The following is a 17,559-nucleotide window of genomic DNA, read 5'->3' as shown; positions in this document are numbered from 1 at the left end:
GCTTCGGATGTGGAGCAACGGAGCTCGTTGGTAGGGCAGTCGTCCAAGGCAGCTTGTACTCAAGGAGCTCCGTTGCCGTCTCATCATGTCCTGCCGCCTGCGCTGACGGCCATCACCAGAACGGTCACTGCGGCCGCAGGCCGGTTCGCTCCCGGTCATCTGGGAGAGCTGACGGCGGTCGTGCCGTTCGAACTCGTGGATGCCGTCTTGTCGGAGACCCGGACCGTGCAGCGGCGGCTGCGTAGTCTGCCCTCACGGGTCGGGATCTACTTCCTCCTCGCGATGTGCCTATTCCCTGAGGTCGGTTACCGGCTGGTCTGGGACAGGATGACCGCCGGCCTGTCTGGGATCCTGGTGGCCAGTCCGAGCGCGAAGGCGCGGCGTGACCTGCGCCGTCGGCTCGGCAGTGCGCCGGTGCGGGCGTTGTTCGAGGTGCTGGCAGGGCCGCTGGCCTGGGCGACGACGTCAGGAGTGCGGTTCGGCCCCTACCGGACAGTGTCGTTCGACGGCTTCAGCTCGCAGAAGGTCCCTGACTCCGAACGGCACGTTTCTGGATGGGCAGGACCGCTCACCATGGGTATCCGACGTTGGAGTTGATGACGCTCGCCGAGACCGGAACCCGGGCCCTGCTCGGCGCGGTGTTCGGCCCCACCGCCGAGGGCCCGTACTGCTCGTCCGCGTAGGTGTGGATGACGTCCGCATCCGGCCAGGTGGCGGGGTCGGGGCAGGCGAACCTCGCGCCGTGGCGGCGCGGCCGCCCCGTGTCCGCTGCTTTTCTGGGCGGCGGGTCGGCGTAGAAGGACCGGTCGGAGCGGGCCCGGATGAGAATCTGGGCTGGGCTGTCGGTGAGAGCAAGGGCCAGGCGGACGGAGTCGTAGCCGCCCGTCGAACACGAACAGCGGGCTCTGCAGGCCCAGTTCAGGACGCCGTCGTAGCAGGTGATGGATTTGATCGGCGGCGACCGCACTGGGGCTCTCGCCCGGCACCAGGCGTCGGGTATCGACCGGAGCGGTCTACGAGTTGGTCGCCAGCTCCAAACCGGCGAGCCAGGAGTAGGCCCAGCCGGCCACGATCGGCTGCCCCGCCGAGTGCCTGCAATCAGCCCGCCGGAGCAGACGGGCACTTCCGCGGAAGCGCATCAGGTTGGTCCGCCCCCGGCGGTTCGCCCTGGCCCCGAGCACACTGACAGCGACGGCCATCGCGTCCTCCCTGGCTTCATTACCTGGAGGATCCGCCGATGGCCGTTCCAAGTCCCGCAAACCACCCAACAAGCCGTGAACAACCACGCCCACGGGGATAGAAGCGAAGCTAAGTACAGTGATGCGTGCCGAACCCCGACGGGAGTAGGACGCCGTTTCTCAAGCACGCTGACGGCGAACTTCTCGGGCTGGTAGGGATGTGATCTGCCCAATGAAGGCAGGCAAGCCTGGGCGGCACCAGTAACGCCACTACCGATCGCTCGTGCGTGCGGAGGACTCGCATCGTCTAGGGCGCACCGGCCCTGTTGGTCACATCGGTTCGCGGTGGGAGCAGGTCAAGACGGTGGCGAGCCCGGCAGTGTGCTCGCCGGCGGTTGGCGGCGATGCCGCGTGGGTAACAGATGGTCTGTCCGGTCTGTGGGTGCTAGTAGTGCTTTGTTACTAGGTGGTGTCGTAGGGCTGCCATGGGAAGGTTTGCCGACAGATGGGGTAGGCGCCGGTCCAGGTGGCGATGGCGTGTTGGAGGGAGGCCAGGGCGCACGCGCACGGAACAGCGGGTCGATCGTGCCGAAAGTGCAGGGTCGGTTGGACCGCTACCGGGGTAGCCGCTCCGTGGATAGTCTGTGCGTCATCCCGAGAGGAAAGACAATGACGTGCACGAAGTGCGGACAGCCGATGACGAAGACACAGGACGGCTGGTGGATCTGCTACCCCTGCGGGACGTCACAGCCTGCGTAGACGCGGTCGACCCGGTCTGTCCCCGGTGTGCGGCTGACCTCACGCGGGCACAAGGCGACTGGAGTTCGTGCCCTGGCTGTGAGTACGAGATGGACGCTGATGCGGTCCAGCTCTATCAGCTCATGTCGGCCGCGTATGAAGCACAACCGAAAGAGTTCTTCGACTGGGTCGAGCGCCGGAGGGACAGACTCCGGGACGAAGAGCCGGTCTGGCAACGTCGGCGGTAACCGCCGCAGAGGGGACCCGCGCGAGCTGCTGCGCGGGTCCCCTCTGCTGCCCTGGACGGCCACCACCGCCACCGCCCTCGGCCCGTCGTCAAATGAAGCTCCGGTCTCACCGACTGCCGGGGCCGGGCCGGTTGCGCGCCCTGCGGGCCTCGACGCGCCCGCAGGTGTTTGCCCTCCCGATGCCCGGAGGGAGGTCTACGCTGAGCACCACGGGCCCCTTCGGGCTCTGGAACGCCCGTACATGGGGAGCCAGTTGTGGCAGCGCCGCTGTTTGCCGAGGGCGGGCATCGCCCCGACTATCCGCCGAAGACCCCGCCCCCGCCCAAGAAGCCGGTGGAACCCCCGCGGCCCGAAGGAGAGGCGGCAGCGTCCGCCATCGCGGTGCGGCCGCGGCCTGCGGTGCGGATCGCGAACCGGCGGGCGGCGAACTGGACCCTTGAGAACGCCCCCTGGACACCCGCGAAAGCAGCCCGGCACATCGTGGGCAAGCTCGCCGAGTGGGGCTACCGACCCGACGGCGGTAAACAAGCGGGCATCACCGAGGTGACCGTCCTGCTGACCCGCGCCGCCCTCACCGACGGCGGCCGCCGCATCAGCCTGCACCTCGCCGACCAGGACCACCAGGCCCTCATCCTCCTCCTGTCCCACCAGAGCGGCCACGCCCCCGAAAACGAGGACCTGCTGCGCCAGGTGATCGGTGGGGGAGTGGTGTCGTGTGGCACCGACACCGACCAGGAGGGCGGCAGCCGTCGGCGCTGGGCCCTGGTCGATCTCGGGGCATGAGCGGTGTCAACCTGCATCACTGCGCCCAGCTCGCCCCCGCCTGAACTGGCCTATCGCGCATGCGGGGCTCTCCCCGGCGCGGTACTCAAGCCCGCGTAAGCTCGGTGGCGTAGTAGGTCCGGAATCGGCGCATTCGGCGGCCAGTTCGTTGCCGGCCTCGCGCGCCAAACCCGCATCGACCTTGCACTGACCGACCAGGACGACGGGAGTTTGCTCGGCGACTACGTGCCAGGTGCGCAGCCAGGCCGAAGCGGATGTGCTGGCGGGAGACATCGAGGCCGCAGTAGCCCAGGTACGTGCCGGGCGGGACCGGCTGCCCGCCTGGTGCCCGCCGCTGTCGCCCTGATCTGCTAGCGCCGACTTTCCGGGCGGGGTGCTCACCTGTCGCCGATGTCCTGGGCCTGGGTTTTGAAGTCTTCGACGAGGTCGCGGTGTTGGTAGACGATGTCGCGGCGCAGTCGGCTCTCGTTGATCAGTCTGGTCACGGTGAGTTTGCCGGGGGCCGAGTACAGTGCGCTGCCGGTGAGCAGCCGCTTGGCGGCGGCTTGGATGACGGAGCGTTCAGCCGCGCGGTCGCGGGGTTTGCGGTTCACAACACCCTCCCACCGAACCGGCCCCGACAGGATAGTCCGCGCCTTGTGTCCGATCTCTGGGTCGTCGATGGTAGTCGGCCCACACGGACGCGGCAGAACTACGGAGGCTGTTGCCCCGTAAGTTCTCTACTAGCGGCCGGAGTCCGGAAGTGACCGTGGCCGCGGTCGCCGCCTGGATCACCCCCTGAGCGGTGCCAGACGAACGGTGCCGGTGTCGGCGGTTCCTAAGGTCATCTCCTCCGTGATGGTGCAGGCGATCAACTGCCGGTTGTGTTGGTGGTGTTGGGGAGTTAGGGGCAGGAATGCCGCGCCAGAAACCCGAGAACGGCGCAGGGTGGGACACGTTTCCCCCGGGTCGAGCAGACGGAAGGTCAGAGCACGACGCGGTAGTGGGTGGTCAGGCGCCGGTCGTCGCCCAGGATGTGGAAGGCGAGACCGGGCGGCTGGTCGCGGTCTGCAGGTCGGTCGCCTTCCCAGGGCATGAGCAGGGTCCAGGTGACGGCCGGTGCGACGATCAGTGGGCGGGCGGCAAAGGTAGAGGCGGCCGCGGTATGGGCGTGGTCGGCGGACGGCGACGACCTGCGGGTGCGGACTGTCTAGCGCGGGAGGGGCCGCCCCCGGGAAGTTCCGGCGGCGGCCTCTTGGTGCGATGTCGGTCAGCCGGGACGGATTGAGTCCGGCGGTGACGGTGGCAGTCGCCGCAGCCCGGCCCGCACACCCGCGGTTTGCGCCCAAGGGGTCGGCGCGGGCCGCGGGTGCGGTTCCTCGGGTGGCGCGACGGGGCTACTTCTTGTCCGCGCCGTCCTTGCCGTTCTGGTTCATCATGCCGCCCAGCGCGCTGAGGTTGCTGGCTCCGCCGGTGGCCACGCTCGCGCCCGCCTTGGCGGCTGCGTCGGCCGCGATCTGCTGCATCTTCTGCAGGTGCTCGGTGGCGGTCTTCAGGGCTTCCTGGCCGCGTTCGCCGACGGCCTTGTCGTTGCTCGCGGCGGCCTCGATGCCCTTGGTGAGGACCTGGGCGACGGTGTTGATGCCGCTCATGTCGCGGAACAGGTTGGCGGTGGCGATAGCCTGCGCGGTCTGCAGGGCGTTCGGGTCGGGCACCGCCACCAGGGGCGTGAACCTCGCCTCGGAGGCGCCCAGGGGCGCCACCTTGGTGTCCAGGTTCTGCGCGCGCGAGGCGGTGGAGACGGGGGCGATGTCAGCGGGGGTGATCTGGATGGGCGAGTCCTTCCAGTTCCAGAACCGGGTGAGGTCGATCTTCTCGGCCGAGTTGGCCCGGCCGAGGACAGCCTCGGCGAAGACGCCCTTGGTGGCGATCGCGACCGTGCTGGTCACCGGCGTCCCGTAGGCGGTGGCGGTCGCCTTGCGAGCATTGGTCCACGCCTCGCGTTCCTGCTCGCTGGTGAAGTTCCACCGGAAGCCGAGGTAGTTGCCGGTCGCGGCGATCGGCTTCGGGTCCAGCACCGTGCCCAGCAGGACCGGCTGCGCGGTCGAACCGGCGGGCGCGTAGGAGTAGTTGGCGAGGATGCGGCTCAGGGTCAGCTCGTCGGCGTTGGCCCACACGGCCTGGCTGTAGTGGCGGCGGTTGTCGTTCAGGTGGTCCAGGACCATCTGCGACACGTTGCCGCCGCGCACGTGGAAGCCCAGCGAGTCGACGTAGGTGCGGCTGCCGGACTTGATGACCGAGCCGAACAGCCCGCAGATCGCCGAGGCACCGCCCGCGTCCTCCGACAGGTCGGGAGCTGCGGTGGTGGTCTCGGCGACCCCGAAGTTCGCCACCCCGGAGGTCATCGTCAGGCGCAGGCCGGCGAGGCTGCCGCGGGCGCCGGTGCCGTACCAGGCGTCGACGGAGATCAGCTTGTCGGCGCCGCCGAAGGTGTAGGAGGTGCGCTGCTGGACGCCGGAGCCGCCGGTGTCGCCGCAGCGGGCGGTCTGGCCGGGGAAGATGACCTGGATGCTGCGGATGCCGACCTCGTCGTGCCAGACGTCGATGCGGGAGGCGTAGGGCGAGTCGGCCTTGGGCTGGAAGTCGAAGGGCGTTTGTGCCCCGCGCTCCGCGCCGATGACCCGGGTGAGGACGCCGTCGTTGCGCAGCACCCACACCTCTCCCCTGCCCCCGGGGGCGGTCCTGAGCGAGGCGAGGCTGTCGGAGGGGGCGGGGTTGCCGGACGGCGTCCATGACGTCATGCCGGGCGCCAGCGTGGCGGTCCTGTTGTCGGCGGTGTACGCCGTGATCGCGCCGTCCGAGCTGGGGGACAGGCGCTGCACGCTCAGTCCGGAGGGGGACAGTTCCTGCCAGCCGCTCTCGGTGCGGGTGAAGACCTTGCCCTGCCGGCAATACCAGAGCTTGCCCTTGCTGGTGACGGCGACGTCGTCGGCCTGCACGTTCAGGTTCGTCCAGGCACCGATATGGGAACGCTGCCAGAGCGTGTTGTCCACGCCGACGAGGTAGAGCGTGTCGTCCGCGCTGCTGGCTAGGCTCAGCCCCTGCCGTTCCTGCGCGTCGGCGGCCATCCAGGCCGTCCCGGTGAAGTGCACGAGCTTCTTGTCGGTCCGCAGCCCCCAGAGGATCTCCTTGCCCGGTGCGATGCGCTGCAGTCCGCCGCTGGGCAGGCTGGCGGTGGGCATCGGGTTCCACTGCCGGCTGACCGGCTCGAAGCGCACCGGGCTGCCGTCGGCCTTGCGCACCCCGTACACGCCCATGGGCCCGGAGGCGATGTCCGCCAAGTCCAGGCCGTCGAAGTCCTGCCGCGTGGGCGTCTCCGGGGCGGTGAGCGCGTCGAGCTTGCGGACGGTGGTGTCGAATGGGTTCGCCGCCCGGATCTTCGCCCCCCAGTCGCCCGGCGCCACCGAGGCGAGGACCTCCTTGTACCGCTGGAGGCTGGAGTAGGTGAAGGTCAGCTCTTGGAGCGGGATGAACAGGCAGCGTTCCAGCGTCGTCGGCTTGGTCGTGACGCTGTAGACCTGGACGACCTCGTAGTACTGCACCGACATGGCGTGCATGTGGTTGTAGTTGGTGACGACCCGGGTCAGGACCTGGTCCTTTTCTGACTGCGAGGTCTCGCGCACCACCGTCATGTTGCGGCTGCGGGCCGCCGTCGCCAGCTGCTGGGTGCGTGCGCTGATGCGCTGCGACGCCTCGTCCGCCACTGTCTTGACGCCGGTCGAGCGGGAGACGGCTGTCGAGAAGGCGCTGTTCTCCGACGCGCTCCAGTTCGCGCCGATCCCGCCGAAGAACGCCGCGAGGCCGATGCTGCCGCCGCCGCTGGAGGACTTGCTGTGCTGCCCCGCCGAGGAATTGCCGTACTGCTCCTCGCGGGCAATCGCGTTGGCGACTTCGCTGATCGAGCGGTTCTGGTCGGTGGTGGAGGACAGGGTGTCGGCCTCGGTGGTCTTCTCGGTGCCGGTGGCTCTGGTGGTGTTCTGCCAGTCGACAACTGCGACCTTGGTGCTCTCCCCGGGCGCGAGCGCCAGGCTGTGCAGGAGCCGGCCGAGGGTTACGCCCTGGGCCGACCAGCTCTGCTCAGTGGTGACGACCATTCCCTCGGCGGGCTTGTCGTAGAACGGCAGGTTCTCCTCGCCCAGGTCGATCGCGCCGGTCAGCTTGCGGGCCGCCTTCGCGGCCGGGATGTCGGTCAGCACCACCGACCGGTAACGGACTATCTCCGTCGGATAGTTACCGGTGGCCGGTAACAGGTCCTTCGGCGTCGCGCCGTCCAGCATCGCCCGGTCCACCTCGAACCCGGGCAAGGCACCGGTACCCGCCGGAGTGGTCGTGGCCGCCGGGACGCTCGAGCCGGGGCCGGTCGTGCTCGCCGGAGCGGTCGCGCCCGAGGCGCTGCCGGGCGTTCCATTGCTCGAATTGGACATCGCGAATCCCGTCTGCTGAGGAGAGATGAGGTGGAGCGCCACAGCACCGGGCATCAACTGCTGATGGCGCCAGGACGAATGACGCCATCCGGACCGAAAACCTACACAGCGTGTTCACGACATCGGCGCACTTTGACAGGAATGGCCAGAAATAGCGCCCGAACCAACAGCGCTCCCGCAGCGCGGACCGCGCACCGATCAGCCCCGCCCTGGTGGCGGGAGAGAGGGCAGAGTCTTGGCCGCCTCTTTCCGGTCATCGGGTCGTTGGCCCGGCCGAATGTGGTTGCCGTGGGGCCTTGAGGGGCATATGGCGGGCCCCGGAGCGTGCCCTGTCTGCCGGCATGCGGGGCTGTCTCCGATACTGGCTCGGCTGGCTGCACCGGACGTGACGGTCAGTCGAGGTGTTGGACCCTGATGCGGGCGCCGACGAGCTGTCCGCCTGCGGCGGCCTCCCGCATCAGGCGCTGCTTGGCCTTCTGGTCGTCGGCGGGGATTCCGGCGAGGCCGACCTTCCCGACGTACAGCACGCCCCAGCCGAACTGCTCAACCCCGGTGATCCACTGCGGAGGGGGAGCGATGGGGCGGTGTAGACGAGGGTGCCGTCGGGTTCCATCACGGTCAGCTGCGCGATGTGGTCCGGCCCGGGGGTGGTGTAGGTGGCCAGCCATCGTTCCGCGTGCGCGGGTGCCTGGCGCATCCGGCCGACAGGGGAGAAGCCGCGGGCCAGGACGCGGGAGGCGCGGATGTCCAGGAGTTCGGAGCCTCCGCCGGTTCCGGTGTTGATGTAGATGGGCGCCTCGAGTTCGGCGATGAGGGTGGGCAGCACGCTGCGGCCGTGTTTCACGGCGGTGGCGGTCATCCGCATCGCCAGCCCGTCGTCCGGCAGGGCCGGAGGCCGAGGGGGAGCGGGCTTCGGGGATCTCGACCATGGCTGACGCGTGGCAGTGGGCGTGCGCGTACCGCACGTGCAACAGAGCCGCCGATCCGTACGACCACGTTGGCAGCCCAACCCTGCGGGAGTTGACCCAAGTGATGATCGCCAGCAGGTTCACGGCATTGTCATCCGTTCGGCAGGGGGAGCAGTCATGCCGGGCCCGGAGGACAGCGGCCCTCTTGCAGGACCGCGAAATAGGTAATGGGGGGACGCCTGGCACGGGCGTGCCCCCTTCTGCGAACCGGAAATCCCCTGGTGCTCAAAGTCTGGTGTGTGCACGCTGGGCAGGAGTGCCGGGTGGTGTACGAGTCTGCGGCGTTGAACAGGGCTGGAGGCGCGGGGGAGTTGGTGGGGACAGATGGCGCCGCGGTGGTATGGCGAGCCTGGGAGGCGTGTGGTCCGGTCGTGGCGCGGCGGCCCGCGGATGCGCGGCTGGCCGGTCTTGTCGAGGGGTACTTCGGCTATGAGCGGGCGGCCGGTGGCACGATCACTCAACGGGTGCTTCCCTCCGGCGCCGTGGTGGTGATGGTCGACTTCGTGTCGGCGGACCGGCGGACGGTGGGCCCGGACGGTACGCGTTCTCCGTACTGCGGCATGCTCTCGCCCAGCACGGGACTCCTGGACCGGCCCGTGGACACCGAGACGATCGGGGCGGTCTTCGGTGCCGGAATTGTTCTGACCCCGCCGGGCGCCTTCGCGCTGCTGGGCCTGGCCATGCATGAGGTGACCAACACCAGGGTCCCGCTCGCACAGGCCTTGGGGGACACGCGCAGCCGTCACCTCAGTGAACGGCTGGCGGGCACACCGGCGTGGGAGGCGCGCTTCGCCCACCTGGACTCCGTGTTGCTCTCCGTACTGACGGGCCTCCGCCGTCCGGCCGCTGCCGGCACTGCGGCAGTCGCCTGGCATCGGCTGCGCCACACTGCGGGCCGGATCTCCATCACCACCCTTGCCGACGGCCTCGGGTTGAGTCGGCGGCGTTTGGAGGAGGTGTTCCATGAACAGATCGGTCTGCCGCCCAAGCGGGTCGCCCGCATCCTGCGCTTCCACCATGCGGTCTTCATGCTCGCTCGTCCACAGGGCCTGTCTCTCTCGGACATCGGGCACGACTGCGGGTACGCCGATCACGCGCACCTGAGCCGGGAGGTCAAGGCCATGTCCGGCCTCAGCCCGCGCGAGATCCGCACACTGACCCGTCCCACCGCCCTTCAGCCGAGCGTCCCGCCGGCTCTCGGACAAAGAGGTGGCACCGCGCATTCCTTCAAGACTCAGTCTTACGGCTCCTCCTAACGTCAGCAGTGCTCCGCGGCACCGGGCCGCGGAACCGGAAGGAGCAGTCATGTACTGGATGAGGAGAACCACCGCAGCGCTCGCGGTCACCACCGCAGCGCTGGTCACACCTGGTGTCGCCCACGCGCAGGTCACCGACGCCTACGAGGGATGCCCGTCCGGGTACGTGTGCATCTACCCGAACGCGTCCTGGAACAACGGTGTTCCGGAGCACCTCTACTACAACTACCAGCCGTACAACTTGACCAACGAGTTCGGCGTGCACCGCATCTTCAACAACCAGACCGGCGGGGCGACCGTGCAGACCTGCAAGGGCTACAACGGCACCAACTGCGGCGACAAGATGCCGCCGTGGACCTACCGCGACGAGGACCTGACACCGATCAACTCGATCCTCCTGCAGCCCTGAACGGCTCAGCCCCCGCCTGCCGGACGCCGACGCACCCCGGCGCTTACGCAGATGCTCGGTGTGGGGGTCGACGAAGCCTGCACGGTATTCGGGCAGCTGAGGCGCCACTACGCAGGCTGCGATGCGGTTCGCGAAATGTGCTGTAGGGCTGCCGTTCACGGCTGTTGGAGCTGTGAAGCCGCATGTCGATATTGATGCTCTGCTGGTGCACACGGCCCTGCAGGAATGCTGGCCGGTCCAGTGCGCGACAAGAAGTCGGCCGCCCAGAGCACACAGCGGAAGTAGAGGCCCGGGACGGGCCGCCGGTCACCAGCCGGGTGGCCAGGCACCCGCCCCGGACATCTGCACTCCACCTACGCCGTCCCCGGCTCGACGGTCTCGGCCGCTTTGAGGAAAGAGGCCGATCTGTCCCCCAAGAACGCATGAGTCTTCACCGGCGTGGCTTGTCCTGCTCGCCGCCCCAGAACGAAAGCCGGCCGGCAGCGGAGATCTCGGGCACGGCCGCGGCCCCGGCGAGGCGACGGCCTGGACACTCGTGACCTAGCTATAAACCGTACTTCTGCCGCAGCACAGTGGAGGTCCCCAAGGCACGTGCGTTGTCGCCAAAATCGCGGGACGGGCCTGCACGGGGCGGATTCCGGGATGGGACGACTTCGGCTGGCACCTGAGCATGTGAATTTGACGCTTTGACCGCCAAAGTTGTGGGGAAGCCCTTCCCCACATTCCTCCGGACCCTGCGGTAATCCGCTTGCACGACAGTCGGGGTGGCGTGGCAGGCTTGCGCGGTGATTGTGGAGCTGGCCCCCGGTTTTTCTGACATGGGACGATGTGGATCCCGCCCGTCATCGCTTCGACAGCGCGTCGGCTCGGCAGGTGGTGCACTCGCTCGGTCCCGCCCGGAGGGTTCCCAGCCGCCCCGACATTCCCTTCGGTGACCCGGCGATGAGTGTCTGGAGCTGGGGCGAGGGCAAGCCCTGGGCCGATGCCATGTCGCAGGCCCTCGTAGAGCACTACGGCCGCTGGACCGTGGGCTGGCGCTGGGCGCACGACGAAGGGGACTTCGACGGGGGACCGGTCGGGAACTGGTGCTGCCCTCAGGACTCGATCACCACCGAGCAGGAGACACTCGCCCGTGTCGTCGCGGCTCTGTGCGAGTGGCGTGAGTGGCTCGAGAGTCTCGCTGGGTGGTTCGACGCGTACCTGTTGAACCTGGCCGAGGTCGAGGACCAGCGGATCCTGTGGGAGCGAGCTGCCCGAAACCTGATCCTGCAGGTAACCGACCGCACCGGCTGCGGCAGCGGCTGGCACAGGCACTGCCATCAAGTGCTCACGTGGTTCCTGAGCCGCTGGGGCGTAGTTCCCGACCTCGCGAGAGAACTGGTCGAGGAGGCGATCGGCGGGCGGTTCGAGAGCTGGACCGGTCCCGACCCGGTGCTGGTCGAGGATGCCGCGGAGTCCCTCGCGCTGTCGCTGCGGCCGGACGACGGCACGCGGTCCGCCGGGCCCGCGCCGGACCACCTCGAGCGCTGGCTCGCGGTGCGCGAGTGCGTGCCCTGGCAGGAGGTTGCGGAAGGCGGCCGGGACGAGCCGGTGACCCCGTCGAGCGACGGTGCCGCGGAGGACATCCGAGCCTTCGACGGCGCCCTGGATCCGGCCCGCGCACGGGGCCTGCGTGCCGCCCTGGAACTGCCGCGGGCCGATGCGGCGCGCGGCGCTTTGCTCGATTTCGAGCTGATCCAGCGCTGGCAGCAGCACGTCCTGGGCACACCGACGCCGCCGTTCCGCCACCTGCCGGCCTTCGCCAAGGGCGGCAGGGAACGCTACGGAATCAGTTCGTCCACCCGAGCCCGCTTCGACGCCTGCCTGGCTCAAAGCGCGCAGGACGCCGAGCGGCCCCTTTCCCTCGCGGCCCGGGCCGCACGTGCCTATCTCGACGTCTGCTTCTTCCACCCCTTCGACGACGGCAATGCCCGATCCGCCTTCCTCACCCTCGTCTTCGTCCTCGCCCGCGAAGGCATCGCGCTCGACGGGGTCAGCCTGCTGCGGCGCGTCACCTTCCAGGCCGACGAGCCGCAGGACGCGCTCACCCTCACGCGGTACATCGACATCCACCTCGCGGAGACCCGACGCAACACCGTCTCTCTCGACTCCTAACGGCTGGACATAAAGTCGCTGATGAGACTGTCCGCTGGCTGTGTCTCACGAGTTTCGCCAGCAGATGTCCACCAGCTCCGACGGCACCTTGGGCCAGCCACTGTTCGATTGCGGCCGAGACGGCAATGCGTCGTACGTCTGCTCGGTGCGGGCTACCGGCTCATGGTGGAGCCGGTAGCCCGCCGACCGCGTCAACGGTGGTGTGCCGGTCAGGGCAGCGTCTTGATCCACTCCGTGATGACGTCGACGTACTGCTGTGCCATCGGCTCGTGCATGGTGTGCGGGGCGTCGAGCGGCTCGAAGGCCACGGGCTGGCCGGTGGATTCCATCAGGCGGCGGGCCTGAGCGGCCTGGATGTCCGTCATGGCGCCCATGAGCTGGCCGGTGTCGGGGTCGGTCATATGGAAGTGGTGCGTGAGCAGCACCGGCGTCTTGACCTGGGCGAGCATCGTGGCGTGGTCGACGCCGGCGTTGGCGGTGTCGTCGGCCCACGCCTGGCCCCATTCGGGGTCGTACTCCTTCAGGTGCTGCACCGGGGTGGACGATGCGCCGGCTTCGGGGTTGCCGTCGCCCATCATGAAGCCGATGCCGGGGTGCAGGAAGGCGGGCAGCTCGCTGGGAGCGGCCTTCACCATCCCGGCCCAGTCGCCGATCGACCACTGCGGGCCGAGCCACTTCGCCCACAGGGCGAAGATCGGCCCGAGGGTCTGCATCACGCCGGGCCCATACGGCGGGGCGGCCTGGGAGGAGAACAGCGGCGGGTCCTCCAGGACCGCACCGCGGACCAGGCCCGGCTTGCCGTAGGCGGCCAGGTAGGCGGTGATGATGCCGCCGGAGGAGTTGCCGGCCACGACCACCGGCCGCTTCACGACCAGGTCGATGAAGCGTTCCACGTCCGTGCCCCAGGTGCCCAGGTTGTAGCGGCCCGGTGTCCAGGTGGAACGGCCCTGTCCGCGCAGGTCGATCGCGAACACCTGGAACTCGGAACTGAGCAGCCCGATGGCGTCCTCGTAACCCCACCAGGATTCGCCCTGCGCGGGAACGAGCAGCAGCGCCGGGGAACTCGGGTCGCCCTCGACGACATAGTTCATGCGGATCTCTCCAAGGTCCACCAGTTGCTCGGTGAACCGGTGCGCAACAAAGCTGTCGGCGCGGTCGGCGGCCTCTGAGATGCCCATGGTCGTACTCCTTGCACGTGCGGCAGGCAGCCCAGGGGGCAGCGGCTACCTTCGTCATCCTTGCTGAGAGTCACCAGATCGGCGACCCGGTACGACCGTAGGGGCCATCTAGGACAGATGAGGTCCTCAATCCGCGTGCCGACCATCGTTACCCCGCAGCGGGTTCGCATGACGAGTCCCGGCGGGTGCTGTCGGAACGGGCGAACATTAGACCGAGCACCGATCTGACGGAGCGTCATTTTCTGTTGCAGGGCTGCGCACGCCATCTCACGCGGATCCGGATCCTTGCAATCGAACACCGCTTGGCCGTCTCGTGGCGTGAGCAGCCGCGGGGCTCGGCGTCCGTCACCTCGGCTTGGCCGAAGAATCAGAACCCCGACACTCACGCGCGCCATGGACAAGAGTAAGAAGGTCACTGCGCGGATCCTGGACGTGCCCAGTGCCGTATCAGGCGTGGTCGCCTTGTCGTGAACTGTCGCGCGGGTACTGCTCGTTGGTGCCGCAGGGCGGCCACACTGATCGCGTGGCTGAACGTGCGGGGACGTACGACGACAGCGACAGCTACGCGTACAGCCATGCCTGCGCCGTGGACCAGCTGTTCGTGCGGGTTCAGTACGCAGGTGCGGGCACCAAGCCTCGTCCAGCGCAGCCGTGGCGGACGGCCCGATGCTGGACTTCGGCGTTCGGGTGCGCGCGGCGCCGTGGATTGATGTGGGAGCAGCCAGCTTCCACAGAGATGCACAGGCCTGCCCCTCCTGGTGGGGGCGCGAGCGCTTCGGTGATCCTGTTTGAGGATCAGGCCCGGCGCGTCACGTGATCCTTGATCAGCTCACCTGCGGCATTCCAGCGCTTTCTCGTCATCTCCCGGCCGTTCTCATCGAAAACGACCACCTCCGACGGCTGGCCGTTGGCGTGCCAGTACCGCCACTCACCCACGGCGGCGCCCAGCCGGGTGACGCCCTCGGCCCGCTTGGTCCCGTCCGGCCACCACTCCTGCTGCCGCCCGTGCTCGAGGCCCAAGAAGTAGGTGCCGAGCAGCTCGGTGTGCCCGTTGGCCACGTGTTCCTCGACTTCGCCGGTGAAGAGTTTCCCTTCGTAGCAGGTGCGTCCGTTCTCGTCCAAGTAGGTCTGATCGCTTTTGACGCTTATCCCCCGCACCCGGGCCGGCGTCGTCCTGAGCGGTTTCGCCAGCGACTCGGCACCACCACGAGCCTCGGCGGCCCTGGACCCTGAGTCGCGCTCGGCGGCGCGCTCCTCGCGGGCTTCGAACTTGCGCATGAGCTCTGCATGCCAGCGCGCGGCGTTGCTGCCGTCCAGTTGTCCGGCGAAGGCGGCACGGGCGGCGTCGACGAGTTCGGGAGGGGCCCCCGGACCATACTTGGCGATCTCCCACAGCGCGTCATCCGTTTCCATGTCGAGCCCGGTGCAGGTCCGCAAACCCTGGCCGCTCAGCGCCTCTTCCAGCACAGCGGCGAAAATCTTCTTCAACTGGTCTTCGGTCGGCCAACCACCGAGCATGGATCCACCCCTCCCTTGAAGCGAACGAACTGTCCCAACCTGTACGACGTCCGGAGCGATCCGGCGGGTTCCCGCCGCCGGGCAACCGCAGCGCAGCCCCTGCTGGGTTTCACCAACCGATGGTTTGATCCAGCCACCCGACCGTGCCCCCAGGGAGACTGACCGGCATGAGCAGCGACGACACCCAGCAACCCTTTGACGGGTCGGTGAGCGAAACGGGCGGAGCCCCGGCGCTGTTGAGAGAGGTGTCGAGGCCCAACTCTCCAACACGAAGGCACGGTTGGTCACGTATCCAGCCGCACTTGACCTGCCGCACGTGCTCGTGGAAGCGGTCACGATGCTGATCGTCCTTCGGGAGAGTTGACCGCAGGTGCAAGCTCCGTTCGTCCTGACGTGTGCTGGTCGCGCTGATGCACCTGCGCCAGTGTTTCACCCTCGCGCAGATCGCGGCGCGCTTCCGGATCAGCGTCGGCACTGCCCATGGCTACGTCCGTTCCGCCACGGCGCTGTCGGCCTGCGGGGCGCCCGCGCTCACCGCGGCCCTGCGCGAGGACAGGCACGTGCGGAGTACGGGCCGGTCGACGGCACCCCGGCGGAGTGCGACCGAGTCGCCCACAGCCGCGGCGACCACTCGGGAAAGCACTGCCGTCACGGCGTGAACCTCCAGGTCATCACCGACCCGGGCGAGCCGGACCCTGTGGATCTCACGGGTGCTGCCGGGCCGCACGCACGATCCCACCGAGGCCCACCAACACCGTGTGATCCGTGCTCGGCAGCTTCGGGGTGAGGAGCGCGGGCAAGGCGTACCCGGGGGCTGGTCTGGATCGGGACCAGTCCGCCGCCACCCGCAATCCGCACCGGGTCTTGGTCCGCTGACGACGGGCGCGGCATCACCCGCTGGGCGTCGGCCCCACAGCCTGCCGGGCCAGGACGAGTAACTCGGTTGACCTGGGCGAGCGATGAAGCCTCAGGTCGGCTCGCCCGGCGCGGCCAGATCAGTCGGGGCGGCGGATCGCCTTGTCCATGGTGAGCTCACCGGCGGCGTTCCAGCGCCTTCTCCTCAACATCCGGCCATGCTCGTCCAGGACGACCAGCTCCGCCAGCTGGCCGCTGGCGTGCCAGTGCCGCCACTCACCCACGGCGGCGCCCATCAGAGTGACGCCCTCGGTCCGCTTGGTCCCGTCCGGCCACCACGCGTGCTGGGGCCCGTGTTCGACGCCGTCGGCGTAACTGAAGAGCAGCAACAACTGCCCGCCGTCCGCGCGTCTCTCGACCTCGCCGGTGAAGAGTGCGTCTTGATAACAGGTGCGCCCGTACTCGTCCAGCTGCACCTGATCGGCGCCTATTCGCATCGCCTGCTCCGTCACGGGCGTCGGGGCCGCTCTCTCGGCCGTGGACCAGCACCTCCCTGGGGGCGTCCGCGCCGTCAAGCAGCGTGCGAAACACTTCGGTCGAAGCGTTTCGCACTGGCGTTCAGGAAGCGGTCACGACCGTGACGCTTCCTCAGCTACGTGCCTAGCCTGCCTTAACGACGCTCAAGAAGCCGACCCGCAGAAGCGTGACAACCCAGATAACCGTGGGGTGCAGGGACAGAACCCACATGGCACAGGGCTGTCAGCCGCTCCTTGCTGGCATCCTTCCTGGTCAAGCATCGTACGAGATAGGTCTGGTGGGGTTCCAGGGCTCCTTCCAGCCCTCCGGAGGGAGTCTGGGGAGAATGCGCGACACCAGGCACGGGGGAACCGACCAGTGCCGGCCGTCCGTCCTTCGGGCGGAGTGGCAGGCGCTGCGGACCAGCGGCCCGGTGAGAGGAATGGCGGCCCATGACATGGGAGTTGGCGGAGGGAGCGTTCGGCGGCCTGCTGATCGTCGTCGTCCTTGTGGAGATCATCCGTCACGTCTTCCGACCGCCGGAAGGGCCCTTCGTCCTCGGCCGCCACCTGTCCGCCGATGGCGCACGGCTGGCCCGACGCCTCGCCACCCAGTACGACGCGCAGTCGCCCGCGTTCCGGGTCCTGGCCGACCTCCGATCCCAACGGAACGCTGGGATCGGCCGGTGGGGCGAGAAATGGACCTCCACCCCGCCCGTCGATCCGGCCACCCACTGGGACGGTTGGCGGGAGATTCTCGGACGCCGCGACCGGCTCGCCCGCCGTCTGGTTCGAGAAGTGTCCTTCTCCATCGGGATCAGGGACCTCACATACGGCGGACCTCGGACCATCCACCTGTGGGAACCCGATGTCCCGGCCTGGGTCGACCGGCTGGAGCCCGCCCCTCGGATCGCGGCTTTCGAGATCCTCAACAGGACGCACCCGAGCCGACGCTCGGAGCGGCTGGTCGACCCCCGGACAGGCATCCTCGCGCTCCGCCACGGCATGACGGTGCTGGCCATCGTCCCGCGCACCCATCCGAACCCCGCCAGCCCGACCTCGTACGACACTTGACCAGTAACGATGCCAGGAAAGGGGCGGCTCAACTGGGCTATCACGCCCACGGCGAGTCACCAACCCGGCTTGACAACCTCATGTCCACGGCCACGGTCAGCATCGGTTCGGGCAAGGACCACATGCGCAGAGTTCGAGGTTGACGTCCCCCTTCTGGGCCGCCGGCTGGCCAGCACCGAACTGCGCACAGGCCGCCTCCAGCTGAATTAGCACCAGCTCGGC

The 17,559-nt window shown here is 68.6% G+C and carries 14 protein-coding genes and 2 pseudogenes; 6 read left to right on the top strand and 10 right to left on the bottom strand.

All coding sequences use genetic code 11. The annotated features are described in order from the left end of the window. Positions 1 to 90: 90 nt before the first annotated feature. Positions 91 to 659, top strand: a pseudogene (locus AC07F3_RS34895) (transposase domain-containing protein); the annotation flags it as partial. Here the strand turns inward: AC07F3_RS34895 and AC07F3_RS34890 are convergent. Together AC07F3_RS34890 and AC07F3_RS34885 are read right to left on the bottom strand one after the other, a co-directional pair. Further along, positions 569 to 967, bottom strand: a complete 399-nt coding sequence (locus AC07F3_RS34890) for a transposase (protein ID WP_479118651.1) — start codon at positions 965 to 967, stop codon at positions 569 to 571. The pseudogene AC07F3_RS34895 and the gene AC07F3_RS34890 sit on opposite strands and share 91 nt — an antisense overlap. A 46-nt stretch (positions 968 to 1,013) precedes the next feature. Continuing rightward, complete coding sequence (locus AC07F3_RS34885) at positions 1,014 to 1,199, bottom strand: hypothetical protein (protein WP_479118650.1); 186 nt, start codon at positions 1,197 to 1,199, stop codon at positions 1,014 to 1,016. Between the two features lie 1,220 nt (positions 1,200 to 2,419). Between AC07F3_RS34885 and AC07F3_RS34880 the strand changes: the two genes are divergently transcribed. Further along, positions 2,420 to 2,947, top strand: coding sequence for a hypothetical protein (locus tag AC07F3_RS34880; protein WP_479118649.1), 528 nt, complete (start codon positions 2,420 to 2,422; stop codon positions 2,945 to 2,947). A 377-nt stretch (positions 2,948 to 3,324) separates the two neighbouring features. Here AC07F3_RS34880 and AC07F3_RS34875 read toward each other — a convergent pair whose 3' ends face one another. The 4 genes and pseudogenes from AC07F3_RS34875 to AC07F3_RS34860 form a co-directional block, all read right to left on the bottom strand. Then, positions 3,325 to 3,540 carry a hypothetical protein gene (locus AC07F3_RS34875; protein ID WP_479118648.1) on the bottom strand — a complete coding sequence of 72 codons (216 nt, stop codon included), beginning with the start codon at positions 3,538 to 3,540 and terminating at the stop codon, positions 3,325 to 3,327. 371 nt (positions 3,541 to 3,911) lie between these two features. Then, positions 3,912 to 4,140, bottom strand: a pseudogene (locus AC07F3_RS34870) (phosphodiesterase); the annotation flags it as partial. A 183-nt stretch (positions 4,141 to 4,323) separates the two neighbouring features. Next, positions 4,324 to 7,410 carry a jacalin family lectin gene (locus tag AC07F3_RS34865; protein WP_479118647.1) on the bottom strand — a complete coding sequence of 1,029 codons (3,087 nt, stop codon included), beginning with the start codon at positions 7,408 to 7,410 and terminating at the stop codon, positions 4,324 to 4,326. A gap of 457 nt (positions 7,411 to 7,867) precedes the next feature. Further along, positions 7,868 to 8,269 (bottom strand): hypothetical protein, encoded by a 402-nt coding sequence (locus AC07F3_RS34860; protein ID WP_479118646.1) that lies wholly within the window; start codon positions 8,267 to 8,269, stop codon positions 7,868 to 7,870. Between the two features lie 480 nt (positions 8,270 to 8,749). On the opposite strand from AC07F3_RS34860, the gene AC07F3_RS34855 reads away from it, so the two are divergent. From AC07F3_RS34855 to AC07F3_RS34845, 3 genes are all read left to right on the top strand, one after another. Next, the gene (locus AC07F3_RS34855) at positions 8,750 to 9,634 is read left to right on the top strand and encodes a helix-turn-helix domain-containing protein (RefSeq protein ID WP_479118645.1); all 885 of its coding nucleotides are present in this window, start codon (positions 8,750 to 8,752) and stop codon (positions 9,632 to 9,634) included. Between the two features lie 58 nt (positions 9,635 to 9,692). Then, positions 9,693 to 10,043: a hypothetical protein gene (locus AC07F3_RS34850; RefSeq protein WP_479118643.1), complete on the top strand. Its 351-nt coding sequence runs from the start codon at positions 9,693 to 9,695 to the stop codon at positions 10,041 to 10,043. Between the two features lie 942 nt (positions 10,044 to 10,985). Then, the gene (locus AC07F3_RS34845; RefSeq protein ID WP_479118641.1) at positions 10,986 to 12,197 is read left to right on the top strand and encodes a Fic family protein; all 1,212 of its coding nucleotides are present in this window, start codon (positions 10,986 to 10,988) and stop codon (positions 12,195 to 12,197) included. A 209-nt stretch (positions 12,198 to 12,406) separates the two neighbouring features. Here AC07F3_RS34845 and AC07F3_RS34840 read toward each other — a convergent pair whose 3' ends face one another. From AC07F3_RS34840 to AC07F3_RS34825, 4 genes are all read right to left on the bottom strand, one after another. Then, entirely contained in the window at positions 12,407 to 13,375 is a 969-nt protein-coding gene (locus tag AC07F3_RS34840) for an alpha/beta hydrolase (RefSeq protein WP_479118640.1), read from the bottom strand. A 795-nt stretch (positions 13,376 to 14,170) separates the two neighbouring features. Further along, positions 14,171 to 14,893, bottom strand: a complete 723-nt coding sequence (locus AC07F3_RS34835) for a toxin-antitoxin system YwqK family antitoxin (protein ID WP_479118639.1) — start codon at positions 14,891 to 14,893, stop codon at positions 14,171 to 14,173. Positions 14,894 to 15,377: 484 nt separating this feature from the next. After that, entirely contained in the window at positions 15,378 to 15,545 is a 168-nt protein-coding gene (locus AC07F3_RS34830) for a hypothetical protein (RefSeq protein ID WP_479118726.1), read from the bottom strand. 343 nt (positions 15,546 to 15,888) lie between these two features. Beyond that, positions 15,889 to 16,245: a toxin-antitoxin system YwqK family antitoxin gene (locus AC07F3_RS34825; protein ID WP_479118637.1), complete on the bottom strand. Its 357-nt coding sequence runs from the start codon at positions 16,243 to 16,245 to the stop codon at positions 15,889 to 15,891. Positions 16,246 to 16,716: 471 nt separating this feature from the next. Between AC07F3_RS34825 and AC07F3_RS34820 the strand changes: the two genes are divergently transcribed. Beyond that, positions 16,717 to 17,337, top strand: coding sequence for a hypothetical protein (locus tag AC07F3_RS34820; RefSeq protein WP_479118636.1), 621 nt, complete (start codon positions 16,717 to 16,719; stop codon positions 17,335 to 17,337). Positions 17,338 to 17,559: the final 222 nt, after the last annotated feature.

The organism is Streptomyces sp. NPDC045846, from assembly GCF_056431605.1.
This window is presented reverse-complemented; position numbering and strand designations above follow the sequence as displayed.